Source organism: Bradyrhizobium sp. USDA 4473 (assembly GCF_054063335.1).
In genome coordinates, this window is sequence record NZ_JBSSGE010000001.1 from 4702413 (window position 1) to 4728560 (window position 26148).

Consider the following 26148-nt stretch of genomic DNA (forward strand, 5'->3'; position numbering starts at 1 on the left):
TACAAATAGAAAACCCTGCGTTGTCCCCTAGCTACGTTGCAAGCGATGAGACTTCTACTGCGGGTTGTTGCAAGGGTTAACGAACCGAGAAGGCGATCGCGCGACTTGCGCGCAGAGGTATCGGACTGGTGAGTGGCGATCGTTCGCGTGCACGGCACCGGTCACAACAAGCCACGGCCCCCGCCAGGGGAGCTGACGAGGGCCGTGTCGGTACACCGCGCCGCGCCTAGGTTCGCGACGAGATGTGGGAGCTCGGAAAGTCTTAACTAGGCATGATCCGCTTCCGAAAACCGGTTTCCACTTTGCGCTAACGCGGCCCTTCGGGTCGAGATCATGCCATTAGAACGGCAGCAGCACGTCGAGGACCTGTTGACCGTAGCGCGGCTGCTGGACGTCGGTGATCTGGCCGCGGCCGCCATAGGCGATGCGGGCCTGGGCGATCTTCGAGGAGTCGATGGTGTTGTCGCTCTGGATGTCCTCCGGACGCACGATGCCGGCCACGATCAGCTCGCGGATTTCATAGTTGACGCGAATCTCCTGCTTGCCCTCGACCACCAGATTGCCGTTCGGCAGCAACTGGGTGACGACGGCGGCGACGTTGGTCTGCAACGCTTCCTGGCGGTTCACCGAGCCCTTGCCGTCGCTGGAGGCGGTCGAGTCGGCGGTCAGGATGCGGCCCGGCAGGATCTTGTTCGCCTGCGTGATGGTCTGCGAGCCCAGGAAATTGGTGACCCCGGAGTCTTCCGTGTTGGTGCGGCTGCGCTGGGTTTCGTTGGCGATCGCGGCCTTGTCGGTGATGTTCACCGTGATGGTCAGGATGTCGCCGACGCGCGCGGCGCGCTGGTCCTTGAAGAAGGCGCGCGAGCCGCTGCGCCACAGCGAGTTCGGGCTGTAGGAGGCGACCTCGGGCTTCGGCATCGGCATCTGCACCGGCTTGTAGCCGGGCTGCGTGGTCGGGTTCTCGATTTCCGTCAGCTTCGGCTTTTCACCGATCTGGGACAGGCGGTCGATCGACGAGCAACCGCTGGCGATCGTTCCGAGTGCGAAGAGCGCACCGGTCAGGACGAGGCGGTTGATACGGTACTGGGACATGAACTTTACTCGGCGTTTGGTGCGACTGAACTCAGCTTGACGGGAGCGGAAGTGGACGAGGTGGCGTCGGCGTCAGGCGCGGCGCGCGGGGTCGCGACCGAGATCGAGACCTCGCCGCGGCCGGTGACGACGCCGGAGACGGCACGCTTGGACTGCAAATTCATCACGCTGACGACGTCGCCCTCGGCGCCGCCATCCATCGCCTTGCCGCGGATCGTGAGATAGATGCCGGCGGCGCGATAGATCAGCGTGACGTTCTGGTCGCGGGTGACGAGATCGGGTTTCGCCATGTCGGCTGTGCGCAACGCCTGGCCGGCGCGGAGCTGGCGGCGCATCTGCATGCCGATGGTGCCGTCACGCGCCGCCGCGTCGTTGCCGATGTCGGCCTTCGGACGGCGCTCGACCATCACGTCGGAGGCCTTCAGCACGTCGCCGCGCTCGACATTGCGGGTCAGCACGGCGGCCTCGATGGTCTCGATCGCGGTGCCGGTAAGGCGCATCTTGTAGGGCGCCGTGCCGGCGTCGTTGCCGATCTCGAAGGTCACGTCGAAGCGCGTCGAGCGCGCGTCGTAGCGCACGGCAACCGGCTGCATGGTGCCGGTATTGGTGGCCTCGAGCCTGAGGTCGCCGGGGTCGCGATCGAAGGTCAACGCGATGTCGCCGGCCCTGCCGAGGCCGTGGCGGCCCTCCAGCGCGCGCGACACCTGCTGCTCGATCTCCTTGTTGTCGATGGTGCGCGCGAGCCGCGTGACGGTGATCTCCTTCAGCTCGCGGGTGTCGACGCCGATCACCTGGTGGGTGCGCAGCACGTTGAGCACCTGCGCGACCGGCAGCGTGCCCGTGGTGCCGAGGTCGGGCGCGCGGTAGACCGCGATGCTGCCGGCGCTGCCGGCATTGTCGATGAGGTCGCCGACCCGCACGATGTCGTCCGCGACCGTGATGCTGGCGCGCAGCGTCGGCACCGCGATGGTCTCGCTGCGGCTTTGCGCGGCTGATGGTGCCACGGTGACCGCGAGGAGCGCGGCTGCGATCAGGAGGGAGCGGGCGATCATCGCGATCATCCTCAGCGGAACAGGTTGGAGGTCGACTGCATCATCTGGTCGGCGGCCGAGACCACCTTCGAGTTCATCTCGTAGGCGCGCTGCGCTGCGATCAGGTCGGAGATTTCCGAAACCACCTCGACATTGGCCTGTTCGAGGTTGCTCTGCTGCAGGTCGCCATAGCCGTCGGTGTTGGCGGTGCCGTCCTGCGGCTGGCCGGAGGCCGGCGTTTCCTGGAACAAATTGTCGCCGATCGGCATCAGCCCGGCCTTGTTGATGAAGCGGGTCAGGCCGATCGTGCCGATCGTGGTCGATGCGGTCTGGCCCGGCAGCGTCACCGAAACCTGGCCCTGCGCATTGATGGTGAGGCCGGAGGCGTTCTGCGGGATCGTGATCGTCGGCTGCAGCAGATTGCCCTGCGCGTTGACGATGCGGCCCTGGTTGTCCATCTGGAACGAGCCGTCGCGGGTGTAGGTGAAGGTGCCGTCCGGCATCAGGATCTTGAAGAAGCCTTCGCCGCGGATCGCGATGTCGAGATCGTTGCCGGTCGGCGACAGCGTGCCCTGGGTCATCATGCGTGGCGTGCCGACGGTCTTGACGCCGCCGCCGAGGTCGATGCCCATCGGCATGATGGTGTTCTGGTCGGAGGCCTGCGCGCCGACCCGGCGCACGTGATCGTAGATCAGGTCCTGGAACGCGGCGCGCTGCTTCTTGTAGCCGGTGGTGCGCAGGTTCGCGATGTTGTTGGAGATCACCTGAACCGAGAGTTCCTGTGCCGCCATTCCGGTCGCAGCCGTATAAAGTGCGCGCATCGGTCAGTCCCCCGGATCAGTTCGGCACGTCGGCGAGCTTCTCGATCGCCGATTTGTGCAGGTCGCTCTGCTGCTGCAACAGCGAGGCGATTTGGGTGTAGGTCCGCGTGATCTCGATCATGCGGCTCATCTCGACGACGGAATTGACGTTCGACTTCTCGATGAAGCCCTGGCGGATCTGGGACTTGGTGTCCGGCTGCGGCTGCGCGCCTTCGCCCGGCGCGTAGAGATTGGAGCCTTCCTTGAGCAGGCGCTGGGCCTGCGCGAACGAGACCAGGCGCAGCTTGCCGCGGATCGAATCGAGGCGGGACGTGCCCTCGAGCACGCTGATGTTGCCGTCGGGGGCGATGTTGACGTCGTGATCGGTCTGCTGGAAGGTGATCGGGCCGGAGGTGCCGAGCACCTGATAGCCGGACGCGGTGACCAGCTGGCCGCGATTGTTGATCTGCAGATTGCCTTCGCGGGTGTAGCGCTCACCGCCCGGCGTCTGCACCACCAGGAAGGCGTTGCCGTCGATCGCGACGTCGAGCGGGTTCTTGGTCTCTTCGGTCGGGCCCTGCGAGAAGTCGTGGAAGGTGGCGCGGTCCTGCACGAAGGAGACGCGGCGGTCGGTGCCCGCGAAATTGTCCTCATGCGCGTTCGAGGACAGGTATTCCGCAAACAGCGACTGATCGGCCTTGTAGCCGTTGGTGTTCATGTTCGCGATGTTGTTGGACACGACATCCATCTGCCGTTCCAGCACCATCTGCTTCGATAGTCCGACCAGAAGCGTATTCTGCATCGGTGGTTCTCCCCTGTGAGGTGATCCGGATGCAGGTTCTCCCAAACCTTCACGCCGGACCGTCGGTAACCATTGGGTTCTCCCAAACCCTCGGGCCACGCCAGCCTCTCAGCGAAAGCCGTGCCAACTTGGAATAGTCAGATGTTTGAATGGCTTAGGTGTTTGTCCGGGGCCGGCGCAGGGCGGCAGAAAGGTCTTGTTGACCATGTTTGCCCGGCAGTTTTTTCCTAGTGGATGGTAAATCCTAAGCTTCCGTTAACCATTATTACCGTAGCGTTGCCGGCAGTGGGGCGCGTGCGCGCCGGCGGCCTTTGTATCGCGTCTTCAAGCCAAAGCTGGGGCAAATCGCGTTCGCATCCTCTGGGATGAAGCGGGCGGACGATGGCGGACGAGGAAAAGACGGACAGCGGCGAGGGCGCGGCCGCTCCGAAGAAGGGCAAGCTCAAGCTGATCATTGCCGTCGCAGGCCTCCTCGTGCTCGGCGCGGGCGCCGGCGGCTGGTTCTTCTTCATGCGCGGCCACGGCGAGGAGCAGCACGCCGAAGCGCCGCCGCCGAAGCCGCCAAGCTTCGTCGACGTGCCCGACATGCTGGTCAATCTGGTCGGCGCGCCCGGCGAGCGCGTGCAATATCTCAAGCTGAAGCTGGTGCTCGAGATCAAGGAAGAGAAGCAGGTCGAGGCGATCAAGCCGGCGCTGCCGCGCGTCACCGACCTGTTCCAGACCTATATGCGCGAGCTGCGCCCGAGCGATCTCAACGGCTCGGCCGGCTTGTTCCGCCTCAAGGAGGAGCTGACCAAGCGCGTCAACCTCGCGCTGGCGCCCAACCAGGTCAACGCGGTGCTGTTCAAGGAAGTCGTGATCCAGTGACGGGGTGGATGTAAAGCCATGGCCGGCAACGACCAGATGGACCAGGACGCCATTGCGGCCCAATGGGAAGCCTCGCTCGATTCCGAGGATCCCGCGGCGGCCGCGGCGGAGGCCGCCAAGAACGAGCTCACCGAGAACATGGCGCTGCAATGGGCCGCCATGGTCGAGGACGGCAGCCGCGATTTCGGCGGCAAGAATACCAATGGCGAGCGGGTGCTGTCGCAGGAGGAGATCGACAATCTCCTCGGCTTCACGGTCGGCGATGTCAGCCTCGACGATCATTCCGGCATCCGCGCCATCATCGATTCCGCGATGGTGTCCTACGAGCGTCTGCCGATGCTCGAGATCGTGTTCGACCGCCTGGTGCGGTTGATGACGACGTCGTTGCGCAACTTCACCTCCGACAACGTCGAGGTCTCGCTCGATCGCATCACCTCGGTGCGGTTCGGCGACTACATGAACTCGATCCCGCTGCCGGCGGTGCTTTCCGTGTTCAAGGCGGAGGAGTGGGAGAATTTCGGCCTCGCCATGGTCGATTCCAACCTGATCTATTCGATGATCGACGTGCTGCTCGGTGGCCGCCGCGGCCAGACCCAGCTCAAGATCGAGGGCCGGCCCTACACCACGATCGAGACCAATCTGGTGAAGCGGCTGGTCGAGGTGGTGCTGTCGGATGCCGAGCAGGCGTTCCGGCCGCTGTCGCCGGTGACCTTCACCATCGACCGGCTCGAGACCAATCCGCGGTTTGCCGCGATCTCTCGCCCGGCCAATGCCGCGATCCTGGTGCGGCTGCGCATTGACATGGAAGACCGCGGCGGCAACGTCGAATTGCTGCTGCCCTACGCCACCATCGAACCGATCCGCAACGTGCTGTTGCAGATGTTCATGGGTGAAAAATTCGGCCGCGATCCGATCTGGGAAGGCCATTTCGCCACCGAGGTGGCGCAGGCCGAGATTTCGGTCGACGCGGTGCTGTACGAGGCCGACATCCCGCTGAAGGAACTGATGAAGCTCAAGGTCGGCGATACGCTGCCGCTGGACATCCGCTCCGACGCGCTGGTCTCGGTCCGTTGCGGCAACGTCACGCTAACGGAAGGCCGCATGGGCCGCGTCGGCGACCGGGTCGCGATCCGCGTCACCAAGAATTTGCGTAAACCCCAAACCACCTTCGCGATGTTCGAGAAGGCGGACGAGCGGACCAAGATGATGGAGGCACCATGAGTCATGTGCTTGGACTGGCAATCGAGAGTCTGGTAGCCGTGCTGCTGATGCTCACCATCGGCTATTGCTGGCTGCTCAACAAGCGGCTGCAGCGGCTGAAGGCGGACGAGCATTCGCTGAAGGCGACGATCGCCGAACTGATCACCGCGACCGAGATCGCCGAGCGGGCGATCGGCGGCCTGAAGCACGCGGTGCGCGACGTCAACGAGAACCTCGGCAACCAGCTCGACGCAGCGACGCAGATGTCGGCGCAGCTGAAGAACCAACTCGCGGAAGGCGATGGCGTGGTGCGCCGGCTCTCCAAGATCGCGCTCGCCGCGCGGCCGGCCGAGCCCGCCGCGCGCGCGCCGGCAGCGGCCGCCGCTGCACCGGCCGCGCCGGCGCCCAGGGTTTCGGCCGCGCGCGCAGTGGCCGCGGCGGCTGAAGCCTTCACCGAGCGCAGGAGGGCCGGCGGCCTCGCTGCATGAAGTTGCTTCGTGACATCAGAGTGATGCCCGTGGTGCTGGTGGCGATCTTCGGCCTGATGGTGCTGAAGGTTGCGGGCCTCGTGCTCGATGGCGGTTACGTCTTTGCCGAGGACGCGCCAGCCGGCCCCTCCTGGGCGCAGCAGAACTTCAACTTCCCCGGCGCCAGCAAGGCGGTGGTTGACAGCAGGTCGAAGGCCGATCCTGGCGACATCACGGGATCGGTCGAGCACAAGGATGCCAAGAAGGACGAGGCACCGAAGCCCGTCGCCCCGGCGGCGGAGCCGGCCAAGCCCGACGGTGTGCCGGTCAATCTGGACGCGCCGCCGCAGGTCTCGGCGTCCGAGCGCGCGATCCTGGAACGGCTGCAGGCGCGCCGTCAGGAGCTCGAGCAGCGCGCGCGCGAGGTCGATATCCGCGAAGGCCTGTTGAAGACGGCCGAGAAGCGCATCGAGGCCAAGGTCGAGGAAGCCAAGGCCAACGATGCCAAGGCCAATGCCGATGCGGCGGCCAAGGCGGAAGCCGAGGCGGCGCGCTTCAAGGGCATCGTCACCATGTACGAGAACATGAAGCCGAAGGACGCCGCCAAGGTGTTCGACCGGCTCGAGATGGGCGTGCTCTACCAGATCGCCTCGCAGATCCAGCCGCGCAAGATGTCCGACATCCTCGGCCTGATGCAGCCCGAGGCGGCCGAACGCCTCACCGTCGAACTCGCCCGCCGCGCCGGCGGCGACAAGTCGGCCTCGACAGACGATCTCCCCAAGATCGAAGGCAAGATGCTCGCGCCGAAGACCAATTGAGGGGGCGTTGGCCCTTCACGATCGTCATTCCGGGGCTCGCAGAGCGAGAACCCGGAATCCATTCATCCAGAAAGCCTGCGGGCCAATGGATTCCGAGCTCGCACCAAGGGGCGCGCGCCGGAATGACGGACCTGCAAAACATTACGTACCCTCCGTATTCGCAATCCGTTGTCGTTAACAGCTCCTTAACGCCGCCCGATCCAAGATCGGGACGCGTGGGCGAGGGCGCTTTGCGCTGATATGGCTTGAGTCCGAGAAGACGTTTCGAGATGGCGCGAACGGCTGCCGCTGGAACATGGTCGCTAGGCCGCGCCTGGGCGCGGACCGCACGGCTATGCCTGCTCGCCACCGGCCTTGCTCTCACCACCCTGACATATTCGACCGCGGCGCGGGCCGAAGACCCGGTGCCGGGTGAGGCGACATTCTCTGCCGCGAACGGCTATGCAAGGCTGGTGCTGAAGCTGAAGGAGGATGTCGAATCGGAGGTCACGACCGCCGGCTCGATCATCGTGATCCGCTTCAAGCGGCCGGTCGATATCCCCGTCGAGCAAGTGTCCGATGCGGTGCCCGATTACGTCGGCGCTGCCCGCCGCGATCCGGATGGTTCGGCGATCCGTCTGTCGCTGGCGCGCCGCGTCACCGTCAACACCATGACCGCCGGCGAACGCATCTTCGTCGACTTCCTGCCCGACAGCTGGACCGGCCCGCCGCCGTCGCTGCCGCAGGAGGTGATCCGGGAACTTGCGGAGCGCGCCCGTGCTGCGGAGCGGTTGCTGCGCATCCAGCGCGCGGCCGACGCCGCCAAGAAGAAACCCCCGATCCGGGTCCGCGCGCTGGTGCAGCCGACCTTCGTGCGTTTCGTGTTCGAGGTTCCCGACGGGGTCAGCGTCTCCTCGGTGCTGAACGAGCAGAAGCTGACGCTGTCCTTCAACTCCGTCCTGACCTTCGATCTTGCCGACGCCAAGGTCGCCGCGCCGCCGAACGTCGCTTCGATCAGCGCGCGCGCCGATACCGACACCTCGGCGGTCGATGTCACGCTGATCGGCGATGTCGACGTGCATTCGTTCCGCGACGAGAAGAACTACATCGTCGATGTCGCCTTCCAGCAGAACGAGCAACAGCAGGCGGCCAAGCCTCCGCTGAGCTCGCTGCTGCCCACGCCGCGCGGCAAGAAGGGCACTGCTGCGATCGCGCCGGTCACATCGGAAAGCATTGCGCAGCAAGCCAGGATCGAGATCAAGCCCGAGCAAGCCAAAGCGGAGCCGGTGAAATCCGAGCCGGCGCAATCCGAGCCGGTCAAATCAGAGCAGGCCACACCCGAGCAACCCGTCGCGGCGCCTGCCAAAACCGACGCGCCGCGATCCGAGCTGCCCAATGCCGAGCTGCCGAAGATCGCAGCGGCCCCGGCGGCCGACGTCGAGACTGCGGCCGCGCCGGCCGCATCGCGCGAGGGCAGCGCCGGCGCTGCGGAGCAGCAGACCAAGCCGACCGCGAGCGAAGCGCCGAAGCCGGCGCCCACTGTCGCAGCCGCGCCGGTGATGGACGCGCCGAAGCCTGATGCTGTGCCGTCGCCTGCCGCAGCTCGCGCCAGCGCCGCTCCTGCGGTCGACGCCCAGCGCGACAGCGACGGGCTGCGGGTGACCTTCTCATTCCCGGGTGCAACGCCGGCGGCGTTGTTCCGCCGCGCCGACACGGTGTGGATGGTGTTCGACACGGCTGATGCGATCGATGTCGATCCGATCCGCGCCAAGGGCGGCGCGCTGATCTCCGATGTCAGCCGGATTGCGCTGGACAAGGGGCAGGCGGTGCGCTTCCGCCTCAACCGGCCGCAGATGCCGTCGCTGGAAAGCGACGACCGCTCGCGCGGTGTGAGCTGGACGCTGACCTTTGCCGACCGGGTGCAGAAGCCGCCGCTGCCGCTCACGGTGATGCGCAACATCTCGGAGCCCTCGCTCGCCAATGTCAGCGTGCCGCTCGCCAATCCCGGCCTGCTGCACAAACTGGTCGATCCCGATGCCGGCGATACGCTCTGGGTCGTGACCGCGCCGCCGCCGACCCGCGGCATCATCAAGCGGCAGGACTTCGTCGAGCTGTCGCTCTTGGAATCGATCCACGGCGTCGTGGTTCATCCGAATGCGGATGACGTCAAGGCCGAGGTCGGCGCCGACAAGGTGATGCTGGGCCGGCCCGGCGGCCTGACGCTGTCGTCGGCCGACGTCGCCGCCGAGCGCGCCACCGCGGCGGTGAAGCCGCTGTTCGATCCGGACGAGTGGCGCAGGAACCAGTCGGAGAATTTCCTCAAGCAGCTCGACGGCCTGATCGGCGCGATGTCGACCGCCAATGCCGAGCAGCTGCCGCAGGCGCGGCTCGATCTTGCCGAATTCTACATGGCGCGGGGCATGTACCAGGAAGCCCACGGCGTCGCCAATCTGATCCTGTCCGAGAGCAAGCGCGGCAGCGAGACGGCGTCCGTGGTGATGGTGCACGCGGTCGCCAGCATCCTGATCGGGCACCCGGAGCGCGGGATCAAGGATCTCGCCAATCCCGTGATCGGCAACGGTTATGATTCCCAATTGTGGAAAGGGCTCGCCTTCGCCCGCGAGGGCAAATGGCCCGAGGCGCGCGAGAAATTCAAGAATGCCGAATTCGCGGTCGCGACGTTGCCGCCGGACCTGCAGCGCATCGTCACCATGGACTCGATGAAGGCCTCGCTCGAGGTCAAGGACTATGCCGGCGCCGCGCGTCGCAAGAGCGATCTCGATGTGGTCGGCGTCCCCGATGCGCTCAAGCCTGCGGCGGCCGTGCTGCGCGGCCGGCTCGCCGAGGCGCTCGGCCAGGAGAAAGATGCGCTCGACGCCTACCGCTTCGCCGCCAATTCGGCCGACCGCCAGGCCGCCGCCGAGGGCAAGCTGCTCGAGACGCTGCTCAAGCAGAAGCGCGGCGAGATCGGCCGCGACGATGTGCTGAAAGAGCTCGAGCTGCTGTCGATGATGTGGCGCGGCGACAATATCGAGCTGAAGACGCTCTATGAGCTGTCGAAGATCTATGTGGAGAGCGCGCGCTATGCCGACGCCTTCGCGGTGACGCGTGCGGCGACCCGGCTGCAACCGAACGCGCCGGAATCGCGCCAGGCGCAGGATGCCGCCTCGGCGCTGTTCGTGCAGCTCTATCTCGGTCCGAAGGGCGACGAGATGGCGCCGATCGATGCGCTCGGCACCTTCTACGAATATCGCGAGCTGACGCCGATCGGCCGCCGCGGCGACGAGATGATCCGCCGGCTCGCCGACCGTCTCGTCGGCGTCGATCTGCTCGACCAGGCCGCCGACCTGCTGCAATACCAGGTCGACAAGCGGCTCGAAGGTGCGGCGCGCGCCCAGGTCGCCGCGCGGCTTGCGATGGTCTATCTGATGAACCGCAAGCCCGACCGCGCCATCGGCGCGCTGCGATCGACCCGGATCGCGGACCTCTCCGGCGAGTTGCGCCAGCAGCGGCTGCTGCTCGAGGCGCGCGCGCAGAGCGACGTCGGCCGCCATGACCTCGCGCTCGACATCATCTCCAACATCACCGGCCGCGAGGCGATCCGGCTGCGGTCGGACATCTACTGGGCGTCGCGGCATTGGCGCGAGGCCTCCGAGCAGATCGAGCTCTATTACGGCGACCGCTGGCGCGACTTCACCCCGCTCAATGCGAGCGAGAAGGCCGACGTCATCCGCGCCGTGGTGGGCTACGCGCTCGCCGAGGATGCCATCGGGCTGTCCCGGTTCCGCGAGAAATACGCGCCGCTGATGTCCGGCGATGCCGACAGGCTGGCGTTCGATGCGGCCAGCAAGCCGGTCGCGACCTCGAGCGCCGAATTCGCCCAGATCGCGCGGATGGCCGCCAGCGTCGACACGCTCGACGGCTTCATCCGCGAGATGAAGACCCGCTTCCCCGACGCCACCGCCCGCGCGCCGCTGCCCGATCCGGTCACGACCGGATCGGTGCCCGACAAGCCGCAGGCCGCGCCGGTGAGCGCGCGGCCGGCGATCAAAAGCGAGCGCCGCGCCAGCGCGGCGCAGTGACGGCGTGGCAGCTTACGGTCCGGGCGTCACCCACGCGGTTGAGATGATCCCCTTCGCGTCGAGCGCGATACGCCAGTGTGCGGCGCCGTTGGCGTGCTTCACGCTGTAGACATCTTCGCCTTGCTCGCCGACACCGAGAAAGCGGATCGACCGGATATTGCCGAGGTCCGCGAGGGGCTGAAGCCACTGCATCTGCTTGCGGGTGGCCGCCGCCAGCGCCGGGCTCATCTCGGTGTAATCGGGATTCCCCGATGCGATTCCATCGATCAGGCGATGAAGCGCAGCCTCGGTTCCCGGACTAGCCGACTGGTTCTTGACGCGCTCCGCCGTCTGATCGGCGATCTTCGTTGCCGTCGCGGCGTCGATACGCGCCATGGCAATGTCGTTGCCGTTCTGATGCAGAACCAGCGAACTGGCGCGTCCGTCCGGTCCGACAACGAAGCTGACCTGCGCATCGACAATCTTGGCGAAGAATTCGGTTGCGCTCGCCGCAAAGAACCGCACCGAGCGCTGTCCGGTGAGTTGCATCACCAGATGATGTCCATCGGGCGTCACCGTGAATACGGCGCGGTCGTTGAGCTGGTAGAATCCGGAATAGCTGTCGAATGTTGCTGGATCGACGGCGATCTCCTGTCTGGCCGCGATCGGAGGCGATTCTCCAGCGGGGTCTGCAGCCTGGGCCGACATGCTTGGCGGCCCGGCGGCCTGGATCCGCGCTGCCAGCGTGTTCCAGTCGCGTTGACCGAACAATCTGGCGATCAGCTCCAGGCTGTCACTGTGGGTGAGGGGGATCGATTTGGCGGCCAGCGCTTCGCGCAGCGTCTGCGCCATGGCCTTGGCATCACGGAAGTCGCGCATGGGGTCAACCTTTGCATCGACGAACGGAAAAGCGTCAGGGGCTTGCGTTGCTGACCCGTTCGTGCGGGCAAAGGAAGCCTGAAACTGGCTTGATACATTCACCGTTCCCGGGCGGGGTGCAAGCGGCGGGTAGTATCGACCCGGTGGAATGTTCGCCGGAGCGGTGCGATTTGTCAATTGCAAGAGGCCGTGATCGCGCTCGTCCTCTCGACATTCCGCCGCCAAATCGGCAACCATGGCTGATGTCGCCAGCCGGGAGGACGTCGTCACATGAGCAAGCCGATCAAGACCGAAGCCGAACTGATCGCGATGGCGCGGGATGAGCTGAAGGTCCACGCCGATTGTCCCGATGGCATCGACATCTCCGTGCTGCGCGACGGCGACAGCTGGGAATTCCGCGCCAGCGCCAGCGAGGCCACGGTGGCAAGGCCCGGCTATCCCGAATGCGTGGCGATGCTGGTGCAGATCGGCGACCACCTCAGCAAGCAGTATGACGTGAAAGGTTAGCGGCTGCCGCGAAGCAGGGGAGGGGCGATGGACCGCATCGACGCCATGAGGGTCTTCGTCGCGGCGGTCGACGAGGGCAGCCTTGCCGGTGCGGGACGGAAGCTGCGGCGCTCGCCGGCGGCGGTCAGCCGGGCGATCGCCTTCCTCGAGCATCATGTCGGCGCCGAGCTGCTCCATCGCACCACGCGGTCGCTGAAGCTGAGCGATGCCGGACAGCGCTATGCCGTGGCGTGCCGCCGTATTCTCAGCGAGCTCGAGGAGGCCGACATCTCGGCCGGCGGCGAGCGGGCTGCGCCGCGCGGCACGCTGACCATCACGGCGCCGGTCGTCGTCGGCGAGGACGTGCTACGGCCGGTGCTCGATGCGTTCATGACGGACTATCCCGCCGTGGCGGTGCGGCTTGTGATGCTCGATCGCACCGTCAACCTGATCGACGAGGGCATCGACGTTGCGCTGCGCATCGCCCATCTCGCCGATTCCAGTTTCATCGCGATCAAGGTTGGGGAGGTTCGCCGCGTGGTCGCGGCCTCGCCCGGCTATCTCGCGCAGCACCCGGTGATCGGCGAGCCTGGTGATCTCGCGAAACACCAGATCATCGCGATGACGCATTTCGGGCTCGAATCCTGGAGCTTTCCTCCGGCCGCGAAGTCGAAGGTCGCGCGCGCGGTGCAGTTCGCGCCGCGGCTAGTTGTCAACACGGTGCGGGCCGCGGTCGCTTCGGCCAGCGAAGGGCATGGCATCACGCGGCTGTTCTCGTACCACCTCGCCGAGGAAATCCGTGACGGGCGGCTGCAGATCCTGCTTGCTGGCGACGAGCCTCCGCCGCTGCCGGTGCATCTCTTGGCGCCGCAGGGTCGCTTCGACGTGCCGAAGGTGCGCGCCTTTGTCGATTTCGCAACGCCGCGGCTGAAGCGCTATTTCGAGCGGCTGTCCCGCGAGGCCAGCCGGGCCAGTCGTTCGCGCCGCGGAAGAGTGTCTGCCGAATAGCGTGCATTCGCACGAAAATCGGTTCTATCTAGTTTGCTCTCCATCGAGGCGGCGCTGGGTCGCTTCAGCAGCAGATGGAGAGAGACCATGGGTGCAGAGCAAAAGGTCGCAATCGTCACCGGGGCGTCGCAGGGCCTCGGGGAGGCGATCGTCAAGGGCTATCGCGACCGCAACTATCGCGTCGTCGCCAACTCCCGCAGCATCAAGCCGTCGACTGACAATGACGTGCTAGCCGTCGCCGGCGACATCGGCGATCCCGAAGTGGCCGACCGTATCGTCAAGCAGGCGCTTGGGCGCTTCGGCCGCATCGACACGCTGGTCAACAATGCCGGCATCTTTATCGCCAAGCCGTTCACCGACTATGCCGATCAGGATTACGCCTCGATCCTGGCCACCAATCTTAACGGTTTCTTCTACATCACCCGCCGCGTCGCGAAGGAGATGGTGAAGCAGGGCTCCGGGCACATCGTGCAGATCACGACCAGCCTGGTCGATCATGCCAACAGCAATGTTCCCTCGGTGCTGGCCTCGCTGACCAAGGGCGGCCTGAATGCCGCGACAAAGTCGCTCGCGATCGAATATGCCGCCAGGGGCATCCGCGTGAATGCGGTGGCGCCCGGCGTGATCAAGACGCCGATGCACGCATCGGAGACTCACGATTTCCTGGCCAAGCTGCATCCGGTCGGCCGCATGGGCGAGATGAAGGACGTCGTCGACGCGGTGCTGTTTCTGGAAGCCGCAGGCTTCGTCACCGGCGAAATCCTGCATGTCGACGGCGGCCAGAGCGCCGGTCACTGACGAGCGCGATGGCCTTGGCCCAAGCGAAACGAGCATCTCTCCCCGATCGGGAGAGATGCGGTGATCGCTGCAACCGATTGCTGCGATCGCAACTAATCATTTTTCACGAATGGCCGGAGGGCCTACTGCGATGTCCATGTCAACCAATGTCGATCGTGACAGGCGCCATCACGCCGGGCCGCAGCGCGATACAGGCGGGCCGCTGTGGCTGTTCGCCGTCGCGGGGCTGTGCGCCTCACTGGTCGGGCTTGGGCTCGCGCGTTTTGCCTATACGCCGCTGATCCCGGCACTGATCGCTGCAAAGTGGTTCACGCCGGCGGAAGCGGTCTATCTCGGCGCCGCCAACCTGGCCGGCTATCTCGCCGGTGCGCTGATCGCCCGCGACCTCGGCGCGCGGATCGGCTCGGTATGGGCGCTGCGCGGCATGATGGGGCTCGCCGCGATCACCTGCTTCGCCTGCGCGGTACCGATCTCCTTCATCTGGTTCTTCGGCCTCCGTTTCCTCGCCGGCATCAGCGGCGGCGTGATCATGGTGCTGGCGGCGACCGCGATCCTGCCGCATACCGCCCCCAGCAAGCGTGGCCTGATCGGCGGCGTGATCTTCGCCGGCGTCGGCCTCGGCGTCGCGGCGTCCGGCACGTTGGTGCCGCTGTTGCTGCAGCAGGGCGTCAAGCAAGCCTGGTATGGTCTTGGCGTATTGTCGGCGCTGCTGACCGCGATCAGCTGGAAGGCGTGGCCGACGGACGTGCCTGCCGCGCATGGTGCAGCCGAGCCGCACGTGGTGTCGCATGGCACGCGCTCGCCGCTGGTGATCGCGTTGTGCGTGGAGTACGGCCTCAACGCGCTGGCGCTGGTGCCGCACATGGTGTTCCTGGTCGATTTCGTCGCCCGCGGTCTCGGGCAGGGGATTCCTGCGGGATCGTATTACTGGGTGCTGTACGGCATCGGCGCCGTGGTCGGGCCGCTCTTGACCGGACATCTCGCCGATCGCGCCGGCTTCGCTGCGGCGTTGCGCGTGGCGTTCCTGATCGAGGCCGTCGCGGTCGCGATCCCTGCTGTGACCACGTCGCCTGCCGCGCTGATCGCGTCGAGCCTGATCGTCGGCGGTTTCACACCCGGCATCGTGCCGCTGGTGATCGGCCGCATCCACGAACTGATCCCGCATTCGGCCGTGAGCCAGCGCTCCGCCTGGGCGCAGGCCACCACCACCTTCGCGCTGTTCCAGGCGGCTGGCGCCTATGGCCTGTCCTGGCTGTTCGCGCGCAGCGGCGGCGACTACGCGCTGCTGTTCGTGATCGGCGCGGCGGGCGTGGCCACGGCACTGGCGCTCGAACTGGTCAGCGCCGTCGCCCTGGGCCGTAAGTCGCGCTAACCGCGCAGCGAATTCGTCAACACAGCGACGAGGCGGTCGACATCGGCCTCGTCGTTGAAGACGTGCGGCGAGATCCGCATCCGCCCCAGCCGCAGCGCGACGTGGATGTTCTCGGCGGCGAGCCGCGCGATCAACTCCTTCGGAATGCCGCCGGCCATGCCGAGGCTCAGGATATGCGGCGCGCGCAGGCTCGGCGCCAGCATGTTGAGGTTGAGATCACGGACGCCATCGGCGATCCGCTGGTTCAGCATCGCGAGCCGCGCGCTGACGGCCGCGGCACCCCATTCCGCCATCATCTCCATGCCGATCGAGGCCATTTCGAGGGTGATGAAATGATCGCGCTCGCCCATGTCGTAGCGGCGGGCGTTGTCGACATAGCCGAGATCGCCGAAATAGACCGGGTTCTCGGAATTGACGTCACGGCGGCCGGCGGAGGTCTGCTCCAGCGGCACACCGTTCTGATGACGTTTGGCAACATAGAGAAAGGCGCGGCCGTAGGGGCCGATCAGCCATTTGTAGGTCGGGAAGATCACCGCATCCGGATCAAGTCGTCTCACATCCATCGCCACGACGCCGACGCTCTGAGTCGCATCGATGACGAACATTGCGCCGTGCCGCTGCAGCGCCGCCTGGATCCTGTCGACGTCGATCAAGCCGCCGTCCGACCAGTGCACCGACGAGATCGAGGCAAGGCCGACCGGCGGGGCGCCTGGTCGCTCGATCGTTGCCAGCACCGCCGACGTCCAGTCGCCGTCGGCGGGCTGCCGCACGGTGTCGACGACAAAACCCTGCGCCTCGGCGCGGACGTGCCATTCCAGCACCGGCGAGGAGTGATCGTTCTCCAGCACCACGACGCGGGTGCCGCGCGGAATCGTCAGCGCTTTCGCCACGGTCGCTATGCCGTAGCTGATCGCCGGGATCAGTGCGATGTCGTTCGCATCGGCGTTGATCAGGCGTGCCGCCGCGGCGCGGGCGCGTTCATGCTGGCGGCCGGCGAAGCCGGCATCGATCGTCCAGGGCTGGCCCTTGCGTCCGACCGCGGCGCGGCCGGCGTCGAGCGTCTTCAGCGGCAGCGGGCTGTAGGATGCCGAGTTCAGGTAGCAGACCTCGCGAGGAATCTCGAACAGATGGCGCTGGGAGGGAAGCATGTGGTCTCGTGGCTGGGATTGCTGATGATGTCGCGGTGGGGAGCGCTCGGCTCACCCATCATACTGGTCAGGCCCCATCGCCCATGGCGCCTGGTCGTAGCCGTTGGCGAAGGTGCGGTTGGTCTGCGCCGGATTGCGGTTGACCAGCGGCCGCAGATACATCGGATGCGTCGCGCTGCGCACCTCGTGCTCGATCGTGAACAGATGCCGGCCATTGGCGGGATCGACGATGTCGCAGAAGCGATACTGATACTGGTTGTCCTCGCGCGAGACCAGATTGCGCTCGCGCAGCCGCTTGTAGGGGCCCGAGAAATCCGCGATGTAGATCTGAACGTGATGGCCGTCGAACTCGCCCTGCGCTTCGTCGCTCTCGCGGAATTGCAGATACTGGTCCTTGCCGACTTTTGCCCGCGCGACGACCCCGTCGCCGTTCACAACGCGGGCCGGGATGCCCATGATCTCCGGATAGAACCGGCTGATCGCCTCGGCGGTGCCGCGCGGCACGGCGAATTCGACATAGGGCATGCCGAGCGCGATGCGGCCGAACCGCTTCGCGTCGGGTTCGTAGCAGCGCAGGCGGTTGCCCCAGGGGCAAATGGCCTCGACGTGATCGTTGTGCTCGCGATAACTGAACGCGGTGCCTTCGAGCTTGGGCGCGACTGCGGCAAGCCGCTGGAGCAAGGCCTGCCGTCCGGCGATCACGATGCCGGTGTGACCGCGCAGCACCTGCGGCTTGCCGCTCGGCAGATGAAACTGGCTGCGGCCGGCATTCACCCACATGTTGCTGTCGGAGACCATCAGATAGGGATCGCGGGTCAGCCCGATGCCGGCCACATAGAACAGCGTGGCGAGGCGCTGGTCGGGCACCTGCACGTTGACATGCTCGAGATGGATGGCGTTGCCGAGATCTTCTGCGGCGCGGTCGAATGGCTGCTGCACGGCACGGCTCCCTGGATGCGATGCCGCGCATGATAGTGCAACGGCACGGCCGATCCAGCCGACGGGCCATGAATGTTTCGCAGGGCGCTACCCCCCGTAACTCTGCACCAGGCTGCCGGCGACCAAGGCCCAGCCGTCGACCAGCACGAAGAAGATCAGCTTGAACGGCAGCGAGACCACCACCGGCGGCAGCATCATCATGCCCATCGACATCAGGACCGAGGCGACCACGAGGTCGATGATCAGGAACGGCAGGAACAACAGGAAGCCGATCTCGAAGGCGCGCTTCAGCTCGGAGATCATGAAGGCCGGCACCAGGATGCGCAGCGACATCTCCTCGGGCGTCGCCGGCGGCGGCTCGCCGGAGAGATCCATGAACAGCTTCAGGTCCTTCTCGCGCACGTTCTTCTGCATGAAGCCGCGCAGCGGCACCGAAGCGCGCTGCAAGGCCTCCTCGACGCCGATCTGGTTGGCGACCAGCGGCTTGATGCCGTCGTCATAGGATTTCTGCAGCACCGGCTCCATCACGAAGGCGGTGAGGAACATCGCCAGCGCGATCATCACCGAGTTCGGCGGCGCGGTGGCGGTGCCGAGCGCGGTGCGCAGCAGCGACAGCACCACCACGATGCGCGTGAACGACGTCATCATGACCAGGATCGACGGCGCGATCGACAGCACCGTGAGCAGCGCGATCAGCTGGATCGCGCGCTCGGTCACGCCGCCATTGCCGCCGCCGAGGTTGATGCTGATGTCCTGCGCCATCGCCGGACCAGCGAAGGATCCGGCGGCGATCAGGACAGCGATGAAAAAAACTCTACGCGGGACTGTCCCCGATCTCACGAAGGATTCTTCGGTCGGCCGAGCAGCGAGGCCATCTCGTCCTCGAGATTCTCGAAGCCGCTCTTCGGTCCGCCTGCGGGCGGGGCGGGCGGCTCGCTGCGCGGGGCACGCACCGGCGGCGCCTCGGGCGCAACCGGCGGCGCGACGGTTTCGCCGGCGCCGGTCGGGCGGCGCAGCGCCGCCTCGAGTCGCTGCGCCATCTCGGCGAGATTGGCATCGGCATTCGATGCCGGCGGCGGAGGCGGAGGTGACTGGGTTGCAACCGGCGGCGCAGCCGGGGGAGGCGGCGGCGTCACGGCGCGCTCGGGCGCGCGCAGCGGCGGCGGTGCCTTCGGCGGCTCGGCCGCGCGCGGCGGGCGCGGGATGGCAGGCTCGGAGCGCGGCGGCAGGCGCGGCGGCATCGGATCGGGCCGCGGCTCGCCGCGCTCGGGCGTGAAGCCGGCAAGCGGATCGCTGCGACGCTCGGCCAGCGGCGGCGGGGGCCGGCGCAGTTCGTCGGCAAAGGAGGGGCGCGCCGGACGCGGCGCCGGCTCAGGCTCGGGAAGCTCGAACGCGTCGGAGCGGGCGGCTTCGCTCTCGTTCCAGGCCGCATCCGGCAGCGGTGCTGCGCGCGGCAGCGCAGCCTCGGGCGCAACTGCGGGGCGGCTCGACATCTGATCGCGGCCGGGCATGGCCCGCACAATGTTCGGCTCGACGACGATGTCGGTCGGGCCGCCGATCATCAGCAGATGCTCGATATTGTCGCGGCGGACCAGCACCAGGCGGCGGCGGCCGTCGACGGCGGCGGCGTCGATCACCGCCAGGCGCGGCATGCGGCCACGGTTGGCATTGGCGCCGAGGCGGTTTCCGGCGAAGCGGCGAACGAGCCATGCGGTGACGCCGATCAGCGCCAGCACGACAACGAATGCCAAGACGAATGTAATGACCTGCATATTGGAGTCCCCGGCCATCGTGGCCTTCCTCAGCTTCCGCCATCAACGAGCGCGGATTGATAGATGTGGTTTGCGCCAGCGAATCGCGCCCGAGATTCGCCTTATTTCTTAATTCCCAGCGGCTTGCAGCCCATTGTTCTATTAATAAACCAAGAATCGCTTGTCCCAAAACGACTTCTCAGCGCCCCACGCTGTCTTGGTTTGTGCTGGTTAACGCAGCATTCGTGGCGAAAATGCGCTCGCCGGCCGCCGTTGCGGCGTTCTCCACGGCTCCATCGGATATTTTAACCACCCGTTAACCATACACCGGGCAAATTCTGCCTACCTCGGAAGGCCCATGGGCGTCCAAGAGGTTAACGGAGCCGCCGCGATGGCCATGAACGATCTCCCGATCCTGTCGGCGTTGCGCACCAAGATGCAGTGGCATCAGGAGCGCCAGCGGGTGCTCGCCGAGAACATTTCCAATTCCGACACGCCGAACTTCCGGCCGCGCGACCTGGTCGAGCCGACGTTCGACAAGGGCGGCGCAACCGTCGGCGCCGGCATGGGGACGCTGCCGATGATGCAGACCAGCGCCACCCATATGGCGGCGTCCGGCGCGCCGGACACTTTCGACAATGATCGCGGCAAGAGCGGGTTCCAGACCCGCCCGGCCGGCAACGCGGTCAATCTCGAGGAGCAGATGCTGAAAGTGTCGGCCAACCAGATGGACTTCGCCGCCGCCACCTCGCTCTACAGCAAGAGCCTGCATCTGCTGAAGACCGCGATCGGCAAGGGCTAGGCCATTTAACGGCGGCGGGAGGATCCCATGGCAGACGGAACAAGCGATTTCGCCCGCTCGATGAGCATCGCGACCTCTGGCCTGCGGGCGCAGGCGGGGCGGATGCGGGTGATCTCGGAAAATATCGCCAACGCCGATTCGACCGCGCAGACCGCGGGCGGCGATCCCTATCGCCGCAAGGTGCCGACCTTCTCCTCGGCGCTCGATCGCACGCTCGACGCCCAGGTCGTGACGCTCGGCCGGATTCGCCCCGACCAGTCGTCATTCCGCGTCAAGCACGAGCCGGGCAATCCGGCAGCGGACGCCTCCGGCAACGTCAAATATCCGAACGTCAATGCGATGGTCGAAATGACCGACATGCGCGACGCCCAGCGCTCCTACGAGGCGAACCTCAACATCATCAGCGCGACGCGGCGGATGATCCAGCGCACGCTCGACATCCTCAAGTCCTGACGCAACAAGAACAGGGAACGTAACTCATGGCTACACCGACAGTCGCCGCCAATGCCTATGCCAGCCTCGCCAGGATGATGGAGCGCGGCGGCGCCGAGAAGGCCGGGCTGGGCGGGCAGGCCGTCGCCGGCCCGTCGTTCAGCGCGCTGCTGAAGGACTCGGTCGGCAGCGTGCTGGAAGCGGGCAAGAAATCCGACGCGCAGACCATGGCGATGGCCTCGGGCAAGGCCAATGTGATGGACGTGGTGACCGCGGTCGCCGACACCGACGTTGCGGTGTCGACGCTGGTCTCGGTCCGCGATCGCGTAATCCAGGCTTACGAAGACATCATGAAGATGCCGATTTGACGACGGTGTCATTCCGGGATGGTCCGAAGGACCAGAACCCGGAATCTCGAGATTCCGGGTTCGCTTCGCGCCCCGGAATGACTGAACAACCAGCAAGCGAGAATCCAAAATGACCGGCCCTGAAACTCTCGACGTGGCGCGCGATGCGATCTGGACCATCGTGGTGGTGTCGTCGCCCCTGATGGTGGTCGGCCTGGTGGTCGGCGTCGTGGTGTCGCTGTTCCAGGCGCTGACCCAGATCCAGGAGCAGACGCTGGTCTTCGTGCCGAAGATCCTCGCGATCTTCGTCACATTGCTGCTGGCGCTGCCGTTCATGGCGGACTCGCTTAGTAGCCACATGATGCGGATTTCATCGCGAATCATCGGCGGTTGATGCACTAATGCCGCGGTCATGCGCATCGATGTCTCCCTGCTGCCGGCGCTGGCCGCAATCTTCGTGCTGGTCTTCGCGCGCGTGGGCGCGATGGTGATGCTGCTGCCCGGTTTCGGCGAGAGCAACATCCCGGCGCGGGTCAAGCTGTCGATCGCGCTGCTGCTGACGCTGATCATCCTGCCGCTGCATCGCAACGCCTACCATGTCGACCTGACGTCGATCTCCGCGCTCGGCGTCCTGATGGTGCATGAGCTCATCATCGGCATCGTGCTCGGCGCCACCGCGCGGGTGACGCTGTCGGCGCTCAACGTCGCGGGCTCGGTGATCGCCCAGCAGCTCGGCCTCGGCTTCGTCACCGCCGTCGATCCGACCCAGGGCCAGCAGGGCCAGATCGTCGGCAACTTTCTCACCATCCTCGGCCTGACGCTGCTGTTCGCCACCGACAGCCACTATCTCGTGATCGCGGCGCTGAGCGAGAGCTACCGGATCTTCTCGCCCGGCGAGATCATGCCGACCGGCGACGTCGCCGCGCTCGCGACCTCGGCCTTCTCCGCCGCCTTCAAGATCGGCCTGCAGCTGTCGGCGCCGTTCCTGGTGTTCGGCCTCGTCTTCAACATCGGGCTCGGCGTGTTGGCGCGGCTGATGCCGCAGATGCAGGTCTATTTCGTCGGCGTGCCGCTCTCGATCATGGTCGGCTTCCTGATCTTCGCCGCCGTGCTCGCGGCGATGATGAGCACCTATTTCGACTACTTCAACGGCGTCATGCGCCAGCTCGCTCCGATGAACTAATCAGGAGCAGAAATGGCCGACGATACCGAAGACAAAACAGAAGACCCTACGCAAAAACGCCTCGACGAAGCCCTCGAGAAAGGCGACGTCGTCAAGAGCCAGGAGGTCAACACCTGGTTCATGATCGCCGGCGCCACGCTGGTGCTGTCGACCTTCGCTGGCTCGATCGGGGGCGGCATCTTGATGCCGCTGCGCAACCTGATCGCCAATTCATGGATGATCCGCACCGACGGTGCCGGCCTGCTGCAGCTGACCCAGACGCTTGGCTACGCCGTGGTCGCCGCGATCGGCGTGCCGTTCCTGATGCTGGCGCTGGCCGCGGTCGCCGGCAACATGATCCAGCATCAGCTGGTGTGGTCGGGCGAGCAACTGAAGCCGAAATTCTCCAAGATCTCGCCGGCCGCCGGCTTCAAGCGGCTGTTCGGCAAGCAGGCCGTGGCGAACTTCCTGAAGGGCCTGTTCAAGCTGATCGCGCTCGGCGCCGTGATGGTCATGGTGCTGTGGCCCGATCGGATGCGGATGGAATCGTTCCTGCGGGTCGACCCGGCCGAGCTGCTGCCCGCCATCACCGGCATGACCGTGCACCTGATGGCGGCGGTGGTCGCGATCCTCGCCGCGGTTGCGATCGCCGACTACTTCTTCCAGTACCGGACCTGGTACGAGCGTCACAAGATGTCGCTGCAGGAGATGAAGGAGGAGTTCAAGCAGTCGGAAGGCGACCCGCACGTCAAGGGCAGGATCAAGCAGTTGCGGGTCCAGCGCGCCAGGAAGCGCATGATGGCCCAGGTTCCGAAGGCCTCGGTGATCATCACCAACCCGACCCACTATTCGGTGGCGCTGGCCTATGACCGCAGCATGTCGGCGCCGATCTGCGTCGCCAAGGGCGTCGACGTCCTCGCGTTCAAGATCAGGGAGATCGCCAAGGCGCACGACATTCCGATCGTGGAGAACGTGCCGCTGGCCCGGGCGCTCTATGCGACCGTCGACATCGACAAGGAAATCCCGGTCGAGCACTATCATGCGGTTGCCGAAATCATCGGCTACGTGATGCGGCTGAGGCGCGGCCTGTCCGGCCAGCGTAAGTAAAAGGGCGGAAAACCGCTTGAAATGCGCGTAACTTGCGAAATTGCCGCCTGATGGACTTGCGTTTTCGGGTCCGATTCAGGCACTCAGGTGCGAGGTGGCCGGCCGGTCGCCTTCGTGATGCAGACGAGCCATGTCTCTCCAGATGACCGCCGATAGCAACGATCCTCCTGCGGCCGAGCCGTTCGTGGCCCACGGGCCGGCGCGGCGCAGCGGCAGCATCCTGCTGGTGCTGCTGGTCGCGGCCGGCATCGTCGCGGTGGCGGTCTGGCTCGTGATCATCGGCCGCAGCCAGGCGCAACCCTACATCCTCGGTGTGCTGGCGCTGCTCGCCACCGTCGGGGTTTTCAACCTATTCGCCCTTGCCGCCGGCATCATCCGCTTCTCCGACCGCGCGACCGACGACCCGGTGATGGCGCGGATCGCCGACCAGGCCCAGGAAGGCCTCGTCGTCACCGACTCCCGCGGCCACGTGGTCTATTCCAACGCCGCCTATTTGACGCTGACCGGTGCGGCCGGGCCGCAGGACGTCCGTCCGGTCGAGCGCGTCTTCATCGGCAACCCCGACGTCTCCGAGGCGGTGTTCCGCCTCCTGAAGGCCGCACGCGAGGGCAAGCGGCAGCAGGAGGAGGTCCGCATCGCCGGCCATGAGGCCGGGCAAGGTGGTGCACAGGGCCGCTGGCTGCGGTTGCGCGTCCGGCCGCTCGGCGAGGGCAAGCGCGACGCGAAATACGCGGTGTGGTCGATCGCCGACATCACGCGCGACCGCGAGCGCCAGGAAGACGTGTTCCAGGAGCTGCGGCACGCGATCGAATATCTCGACCACGCGCCGTGCGGCTTCTTCTCGGTCAATCCGGCCGGCGAGATCGCCTATGTCAACGCCACGCTCGCCAACTGGCTGGATTACGATCTGGCCGAAATCGGTTCGGGCGGCCTGAAACTGACCGACATCGTCTCGGGCGATGGCGCGGCCTTGCTGACCTCAATCGCGGCGGTGCCGGGCGAGGTCAAGACCGAGGTGTTCGACATCGACCTGCGGATGCGCGGCGGCAAGACCGTGCCGGTCCGGCTCTATCACAAGCTCGCCTTCGGCGCCGACGGCGCGGCGGGCGCCTCGCGCACGCTGGTGATCAGCCGCGCCCGCGACGAGCGTTCCGATCCGGAGCGCGCCGCCGAGGTGCGCTTCATGCGCTTCTTCGACCATACGCCGATGGCGATCGCGACCGTCGATCGCGGCGGCAACGTGGTCGGCGCCAATGCGCGCTACGCCAAGCTGGCGCAGAGCCTGAACGGCGACGGCGGCGCCGCCAGGTCGATCTTCCGCGCGGTCAATCCGCGCGACCGCGGCCTCCTGATCGCCGCCATCAACCAGGCCGCCGAGGGGCAGGGCGATATCGCGCCGGTCGAGGTGATGCTCGACGGCCCCAAGGAGCGCTTCGCCCAGTTCTTCGTCACGACCATCGAGAAGGACGAGCGCGACGCCGAGACCGCGATCGTCTACATGCTCGAGATCACCGAGCGGCGCGCGCTGGAAAACCAGATCAACCAGTCGCAGAAGATGGAGATGGTCGGCCAGCTCGCCGGCGGCATCGCGCACGACTTCAACAACGTGCTCTCCGCCATCATGATGGCCAACGACTTCCTGCTGAACGCGCACAAGCCGACCGACCCGTCGTTCCAGGACATCATGCAGATCAAGCAGAACGCCACCCGCGCCGCGACGCTGGTGCGGCAGCTGCTGGCGTTCTCGCGCCGCCAGACGCTGCGGCCGCAGGTGCTGGATCTCGGCGACGCCTTGAGCGACCTCACCATGCTGCTGCGCCGGCTGATCGGCGAGAAGGTCAAGCTCGACTTGGTGCATGGCCGCGACCTGTGGCCGGTGAAGGTCGACGTCTCGCAGTTCGAGCAGGTCGTGGTCAATCTCGCGGTCAACGCGCGCGACGCGATGCCCGACGGCGGCAAGCTCACCATCCGCACCGCCAACGTGCCGACCGAGGAAGCCGCTCAGCTTGCCAACAAGGGCATGCCGGCCGCGGATTATGTGAAGATCGAGATTGCTGACACCGGCACCGGCATTCCGCACGAGATCATCGACAAGATCTTCGAGCCGTTCTTCTCGACCAAGGAGGTCGGCAAGGGCACAGGCCTCGGCCTGTCCACCGTGTACGGCATCGTCAAGCAGACCGGCGGTTTCGTCTATGTCGATTCCGTGCCGGGTGGCGGCACCACGTTCCGCATCTACCTGCCGCGGCATCGCCAGGAACAGGAGATCGCGCAGGAGGTCGCATCCGGGGTGCAGGCCGGCAACGGTGCGTCGAAGGAAGTCTCCGCTGCCGAGGCGGCCAAGCCGAAGCCCGATCTCACCGGGCAGGGCACCATCCTGCTGGTCGAGGACGAGGACGGCCTGCGCTCGCTCAATGCGCGCGGCCTGCGCTCGCGCGGCTACAGCGTGATCGAGGCGGCCAACGGCGTCGAGGCGCTGGAAGCGTTCGAGGAGAAGAACGGCGCGGTCGATCTCGTCGTCTCCGACGTCGTGATGCCGGAGATGGACGGCCCGACGCTGCTCAAGGAAATGCGCGGTCGCAATCCGGAGCTGAAGATCATCTTCGTCTCCGGCTACGCCGAGGACGCCTTCGAGAAGAGCCTGCCGGAAAACCAGCAATTTGCGTTCCTGCCGAAACCGTTCACGCTGACGCAGCTGGTCGCCGCGGTGAAGGAAACCATGACCGCGAACTAGGGCGTGTGCTCATAAACGTCGGCTTCCAGTCGTAGAGCGGAAGTTGCCCAGCTCGGTCGTGATCGG

25 protein-coding genes are annotated in these 26148 nt (G+C 66.1%); 16 read left to right on the forward strand and 9 right to left on the reverse strand.

What is annotated here, in order from left to right:
- Positions 1-339 precede the first annotated feature (339 nt).
- The 4 genes from flgH to flgF are packed head-to-tail and all read right to left on the reverse strand — an operon-like array spanning position 340 to position 3725.
- Positions 340-1092, reverse strand: coding sequence for a flagellar basal body L-ring protein FlgH (gene flgH, locus ACVW17_RS21825; protein WP_456753836.1), 753 nt, complete (start codon positions 1090-1092; stop codon positions 340-342).
- Between the two features lie 5 nt (positions 1093-1097).
- On the reverse strand, positions 1098-2153 hold the full coding sequence (gene flgA / locus ACVW17_RS21830) for a flagellar basal body P-ring formation chaperone FlgA (RefSeq protein WP_456753837.1): 1056 nt from the start codon (positions 2151-2153) through the stop codon (positions 1098-1100).
- A gap of 2 nt (positions 2154-2155) precedes the next feature.
- Entirely contained in the window at positions 2156-2944 is a 789-nt protein-coding gene (flgG, locus tag ACVW17_RS21835; RefSeq protein WP_456753838.1) for a flagellar basal-body rod protein FlgG, read from the reverse strand.
- 16 nt (positions 2945-2960) lie between these two features.
- A complete protein-coding gene (flgF, locus tag ACVW17_RS21840; RefSeq protein ID WP_456753839.1) occupies positions 2961-3725 on the reverse strand; it encodes a flagellar basal-body rod protein FlgF in 765 nt (254 codons plus the stop codon).
- Between the two features lie 381 nt (positions 3726-4106).
- Here flgF and fliL point away from each other — a divergent pair, with 381 nt between their 5' ends.
- The 5 genes from fliL to ACVW17_RS21865 all read left to right on the forward strand — a co-directional run bounded on the left by fliL (position 4107) and on the right by ACVW17_RS21865 (position 11138).
- A complete protein-coding gene (fliL, locus tag ACVW17_RS21845; RefSeq protein WP_456753840.1) occupies positions 4107-4592 on the forward strand; it encodes a flagellar basal body-associated protein FliL in 486 nt (161 codons plus the stop codon).
- An 18-nt stretch (positions 4593-4610) separates the two neighbouring features.
- Positions 4611-5813: a flagellar motor switch protein FliM gene (gene fliM / locus ACVW17_RS21850; RefSeq protein ID WP_456753841.1), complete on the forward strand. Its 1203-nt coding sequence runs from the start codon at positions 4611-4613 to the stop codon at positions 5811-5813.
- Positions 5810-6280 (forward strand): DUF6468 domain-containing protein, encoded by a 471-nt coding sequence (locus tag ACVW17_RS21855; RefSeq protein ID WP_456753842.1) that lies wholly within the window; start codon positions 5810-5812, stop codon positions 6278-6280. The genes fliM and ACVW17_RS21855 overlap by 4 nt, the downstream gene beginning before the upstream one ends.
- On the forward strand, positions 6277-7077 hold the full coding sequence (locus tag ACVW17_RS21860) for a MotE family protein (protein ID WP_456797870.1): 801 nt from the start codon (positions 6277-6279) through the stop codon (positions 7075-7077). Before ACVW17_RS21855 ends, ACVW17_RS21860 begins: the two co-directional genes overlap by 4 nt.
- 269 nt (positions 7078-7346) lie before the next feature.
- Positions 7347-11138 (forward strand): tetratricopeptide repeat protein, encoded by a 3792-nt coding sequence (locus ACVW17_RS21865; protein WP_456753844.1) that lies wholly within the window; start codon positions 7347-7349, stop codon positions 11136-11138.
- Between the two features lie 12 nt (positions 11139-11150).
- Here ACVW17_RS21865 and ACVW17_RS21870 read toward each other — a convergent pair whose 3' ends face one another.
- A complete protein-coding gene (locus ACVW17_RS21870) occupies positions 11151-12233 on the reverse strand; it encodes a glyoxalase superfamily protein (RefSeq protein ID WP_456753845.1) in 1083 nt (360 codons plus the stop codon).
- Positions 12234-12266: 33 nt separating this feature from the next.
- Between ACVW17_RS21870 and ACVW17_RS21875 the strand changes: the two genes are divergently transcribed.
- The 4 genes from ACVW17_RS21875 (at position 12267) to ACVW17_RS21890 (ending at position 15660) form a co-directional block, all read left to right on the forward strand.
- Positions 12267-12503, forward strand: a complete 237-nt coding sequence (locus ACVW17_RS21875; protein WP_456753846.1) for a hypothetical protein — start codon at positions 12267-12269, stop codon at positions 12501-12503.
- 27 nt (positions 12504-12530) lie between these two features.
- Positions 12531-13490 carry a LysR family transcriptional regulator gene (locus tag ACVW17_RS21880; protein ID WP_456753847.1) on the forward strand — a complete coding sequence of 320 codons (960 nt, stop codon included), beginning with the start codon at positions 12531-12533 and terminating at the stop codon, positions 13488-13490.
- Positions 13491-13577: 87 nt separating this feature from the next.
- A complete protein-coding gene (locus tag ACVW17_RS21885) occupies positions 13578-14288 on the forward strand; it encodes an SDR family NAD(P)-dependent oxidoreductase (RefSeq protein ID WP_456753848.1) in 711 nt (236 codons plus the stop codon).
- Between the two features lie 130 nt (positions 14289-14418).
- On the forward strand, positions 14419-15660 hold the full coding sequence (locus ACVW17_RS21890) for a YbfB/YjiJ family MFS transporter (RefSeq protein WP_456753849.1): 1242 nt from the start codon (positions 14419-14421) through the stop codon (positions 15658-15660).
- On the opposite strand, the gene ACVW17_RS21895 is transcribed toward ACVW17_RS21890, so the two are convergent.
- From ACVW17_RS21895 to ACVW17_RS21910, 4 genes are all read right to left on the reverse strand, one after another.
- Positions 15657-16808 (reverse strand): aminotransferase class V-fold PLP-dependent enzyme, encoded by a 1152-nt coding sequence (locus ACVW17_RS21895; protein ID WP_456753850.1) that lies wholly within the window; start codon positions 16806-16808, stop codon positions 15657-15659. The genes ACVW17_RS21890 and ACVW17_RS21895 overlap by 4 nt on opposite strands.
- Positions 16809-16859: 51 nt before the next feature.
- Entirely contained in the window at positions 16860-17747 is an 888-nt protein-coding gene (locus tag ACVW17_RS21900; protein WP_456753851.1) for a hypothetical protein, read from the reverse strand.
- Between the two features lie 87 nt (positions 17748-17834).
- A complete protein-coding gene (fliP, locus tag ACVW17_RS21905) occupies positions 17835-18587 on the reverse strand; it encodes a flagellar type III secretion system pore protein FliP (RefSeq protein ID WP_456753852.1) in 753 nt (250 codons plus the stop codon).
- Positions 18584-19519: a flagellar biosynthetic protein FliO gene (locus ACVW17_RS21910; RefSeq protein WP_456753853.1), complete on the reverse strand. Its 936-nt coding sequence runs from the start codon at positions 19517-19519 to the stop codon at positions 18584-18586. The genes fliP and ACVW17_RS21910 overlap by 4 nt, the downstream gene beginning before the upstream one ends.
- A gap of 370 nt (positions 19520-19889) precedes the next feature.
- On the opposite strand from ACVW17_RS21910, the gene flgB reads away from it, so the two are divergent.
- The 7 genes from flgB to cckA all read left to right on the forward strand — a co-directional run bounded on the left by flgB (position 19890) and on the right by cckA (position 26082).
- Complete coding sequence (flgB, locus tag ACVW17_RS21915; protein ID WP_456797871.1) at positions 19890-20300, forward strand: flagellar basal body rod protein FlgB; 411 nt, start codon at positions 19890-19892, stop codon at positions 20298-20300.
- A gap of 27 nt (positions 20301-20327) precedes the next feature.
- On the forward strand, positions 20328-20753 hold the full coding sequence (gene flgC / locus ACVW17_RS21920; RefSeq protein WP_456753855.1) for a flagellar basal body rod protein FlgC: 426 nt from the start codon (positions 20328-20330) through the stop codon (positions 20751-20753).
- Between the two features lie 26 nt (positions 20754-20779).
- Entirely contained in the window at positions 20780-21100 is a 321-nt protein-coding gene (fliE, locus tag ACVW17_RS21925) for a flagellar hook-basal body complex protein FliE (protein ID WP_050631837.1), read from the forward strand.
- 109 nt (positions 21101-21209) lie between these two features.
- Positions 21210-21473, forward strand: a complete 264-nt coding sequence (gene fliQ / locus ACVW17_RS21930; protein ID WP_456753856.1) for a flagellar biosynthesis protein FliQ — start codon at positions 21210-21212, stop codon at positions 21471-21473.
- A gap of 18 nt (positions 21474-21491) precedes the next feature.
- Positions 21492-22262: a flagellar biosynthetic protein FliR gene (gene fliR, locus ACVW17_RS21935; RefSeq protein ID WP_456753857.1), complete on the forward strand. Its 771-nt coding sequence runs from the start codon at positions 21492-21494 to the stop codon at positions 22260-22262.
- Positions 22263-22274: 12 nt separating this feature from the next.
- Positions 22275-23348 carry a flagellar biosynthesis protein FlhB gene (flhB, locus tag ACVW17_RS21940; protein WP_456753858.1) on the forward strand — a complete coding sequence of 358 codons (1074 nt, stop codon included), beginning with the start codon at positions 22275-22277 and terminating at the stop codon, positions 23346-23348.
- 142 nt (positions 23349-23490) lie between these two features.
- Positions 23491-26082, forward strand: a complete 2592-nt coding sequence (cckA, locus tag ACVW17_RS21945; RefSeq protein ID WP_456756495.1) for a cell cycle histidine kinase CckA — start codon at positions 23491-23493, stop codon at positions 26080-26082.
- Positions 26083-26148: the final 66 nt, after the last annotated feature.

Excerpts from the sequence above, each read along its gene's own strand:
- fliE (WP_050631837.1), top strand. The coding sequence starts at position 20,780 with ATGGCTACACCGACAGTCGCCGCCAATGCCTATGCCAGCCTCGCCAGG.
- flgC (WP_456753855.1), top strand. The coding sequence starts at position 20,328 with ATGGCAGACGGAACAAGCGATTTCGCCCGCTCGATGAGCATCGCGACC.
- ACVW17_RS21875 (WP_456753846.1), top strand. The coding sequence starts at position 12,267 with ATGAGCAAGCCGATCAAGACCGAAGCCGAACTGATCGCGATGGCGCGG.
- flhB (WP_456753858.1), top strand. The coding sequence starts at position 22,275 with ATGGCCGACGATACCGAAGACAAAACAGAAGACCCTACGCAAAAACGC.
- flgF (WP_456753839.1), bottom strand. The coding sequence starts at position 3,725 with ATGCAGAATACGCTTCTGGTCGGACTATCGAAGCAGATGGTGCTGGAA.
- fliM (WP_456753841.1), top strand. The coding sequence starts at position 4,611 with ATGGCCGGCAACGACCAGATGGACCAGGACGCCATTGCGGCCCAATGG.
- ACVW17_RS21910 (WP_456753853.1), bottom strand. The coding sequence starts at position 19,519 with ATGCAGGTCATTACATTCGTCTTGGCATTCGTTGTCGTGCTGGCGCTG.
- ACVW17_RS21870 (WP_456753845.1), bottom strand. The coding sequence starts at position 12,233 with ATGGTTGCCGATTTGGCGGCGGAATGTCGAGAGGACGAGCGCGATCAC.
- ACVW17_RS21865 (WP_456753844.1), top strand. The coding sequence starts at position 7,347 with ATGGCGCGAACGGCTGCCGCTGGAACATGGTCGCTAGGCCGCGCCTGG.
- flgA (WP_456753837.1), bottom strand. The coding sequence starts at position 2,153 with ATGATCGCGATGATCGCCCGCTCCCTCCTGATCGCAGCCGCGCTCCTC.
- ACVW17_RS21890 (WP_456753849.1), top strand. The coding sequence starts at position 14,419 with ATGTCCATGTCAACCAATGTCGATCGTGACAGGCGCCATCACGCCGGG.
- fliL (WP_456753840.1), top strand. The coding sequence starts at position 4,107 with ATGGCGGACGAGGAAAAGACGGACAGCGGCGAGGGCGCGGCCGCTCCG.
- ACVW17_RS21860 (WP_456797870.1), top strand. The coding sequence starts at position 6,277 with ATGAAGTTGCTTCGTGACATCAGAGTGATGCCCGTGGTGCTGGTGGCG.
- flgH (WP_456753836.1), bottom strand. The coding sequence starts at position 1,092 with ATGTCCCAGTACCGTATCAACCGCCTCGTCCTGACCGGTGCGCTCTTC.
- flgB (WP_456797871.1), top strand. The coding sequence starts at position 19,890 with ATGGCCATGAACGATCTCCCGATCCTGTCGGCGTTGCGCACCAAGATG.
- fliR (WP_456753857.1), top strand. The coding sequence starts at position 21,492 with ATGCGCATCGATGTCTCCCTGCTGCCGGCGCTGGCCGCAATCTTCGTG.
- ACVW17_RS21885 (WP_456753848.1), top strand. The coding sequence starts at position 13,578 with ATGGGTGCAGAGCAAAAGGTCGCAATCGTCACCGGGGCGTCGCAGGGC.
- cckA (WP_456756495.1), top strand. The coding sequence starts at position 23,491 with ATGACCGCCGATAGCAACGATCCTCCTGCGGCCGAGCCGTTCGTGGCC.
- ACVW17_RS21855 (WP_456753842.1), top strand. The coding sequence starts at position 5,810 with ATGAGTCATGTGCTTGGACTGGCAATCGAGAGTCTGGTAGCCGTGCTG.
- ACVW17_RS21895 (WP_456753850.1), bottom strand. The coding sequence starts at position 16,808 with ATGCTTCCCTCCCAGCGCCATCTGTTCGAGATTCCTCGCGAGGTCTGC.
- fliQ (WP_456753856.1), top strand. The coding sequence starts at position 21,210 with ATGACCGGCCCTGAAACTCTCGACGTGGCGCGCGATGCGATCTGGACC.
- ACVW17_RS21880 (WP_456753847.1), top strand. The coding sequence starts at position 12,531 with ATGGACCGCATCGACGCCATGAGGGTCTTCGTCGCGGCGGTCGACGAG.
- flgG (WP_456753838.1), bottom strand. The coding sequence starts at position 2,944 with ATGCGCGCACTTTATACGGCTGCGACCGGAATGGCGGCACAGGAACTC.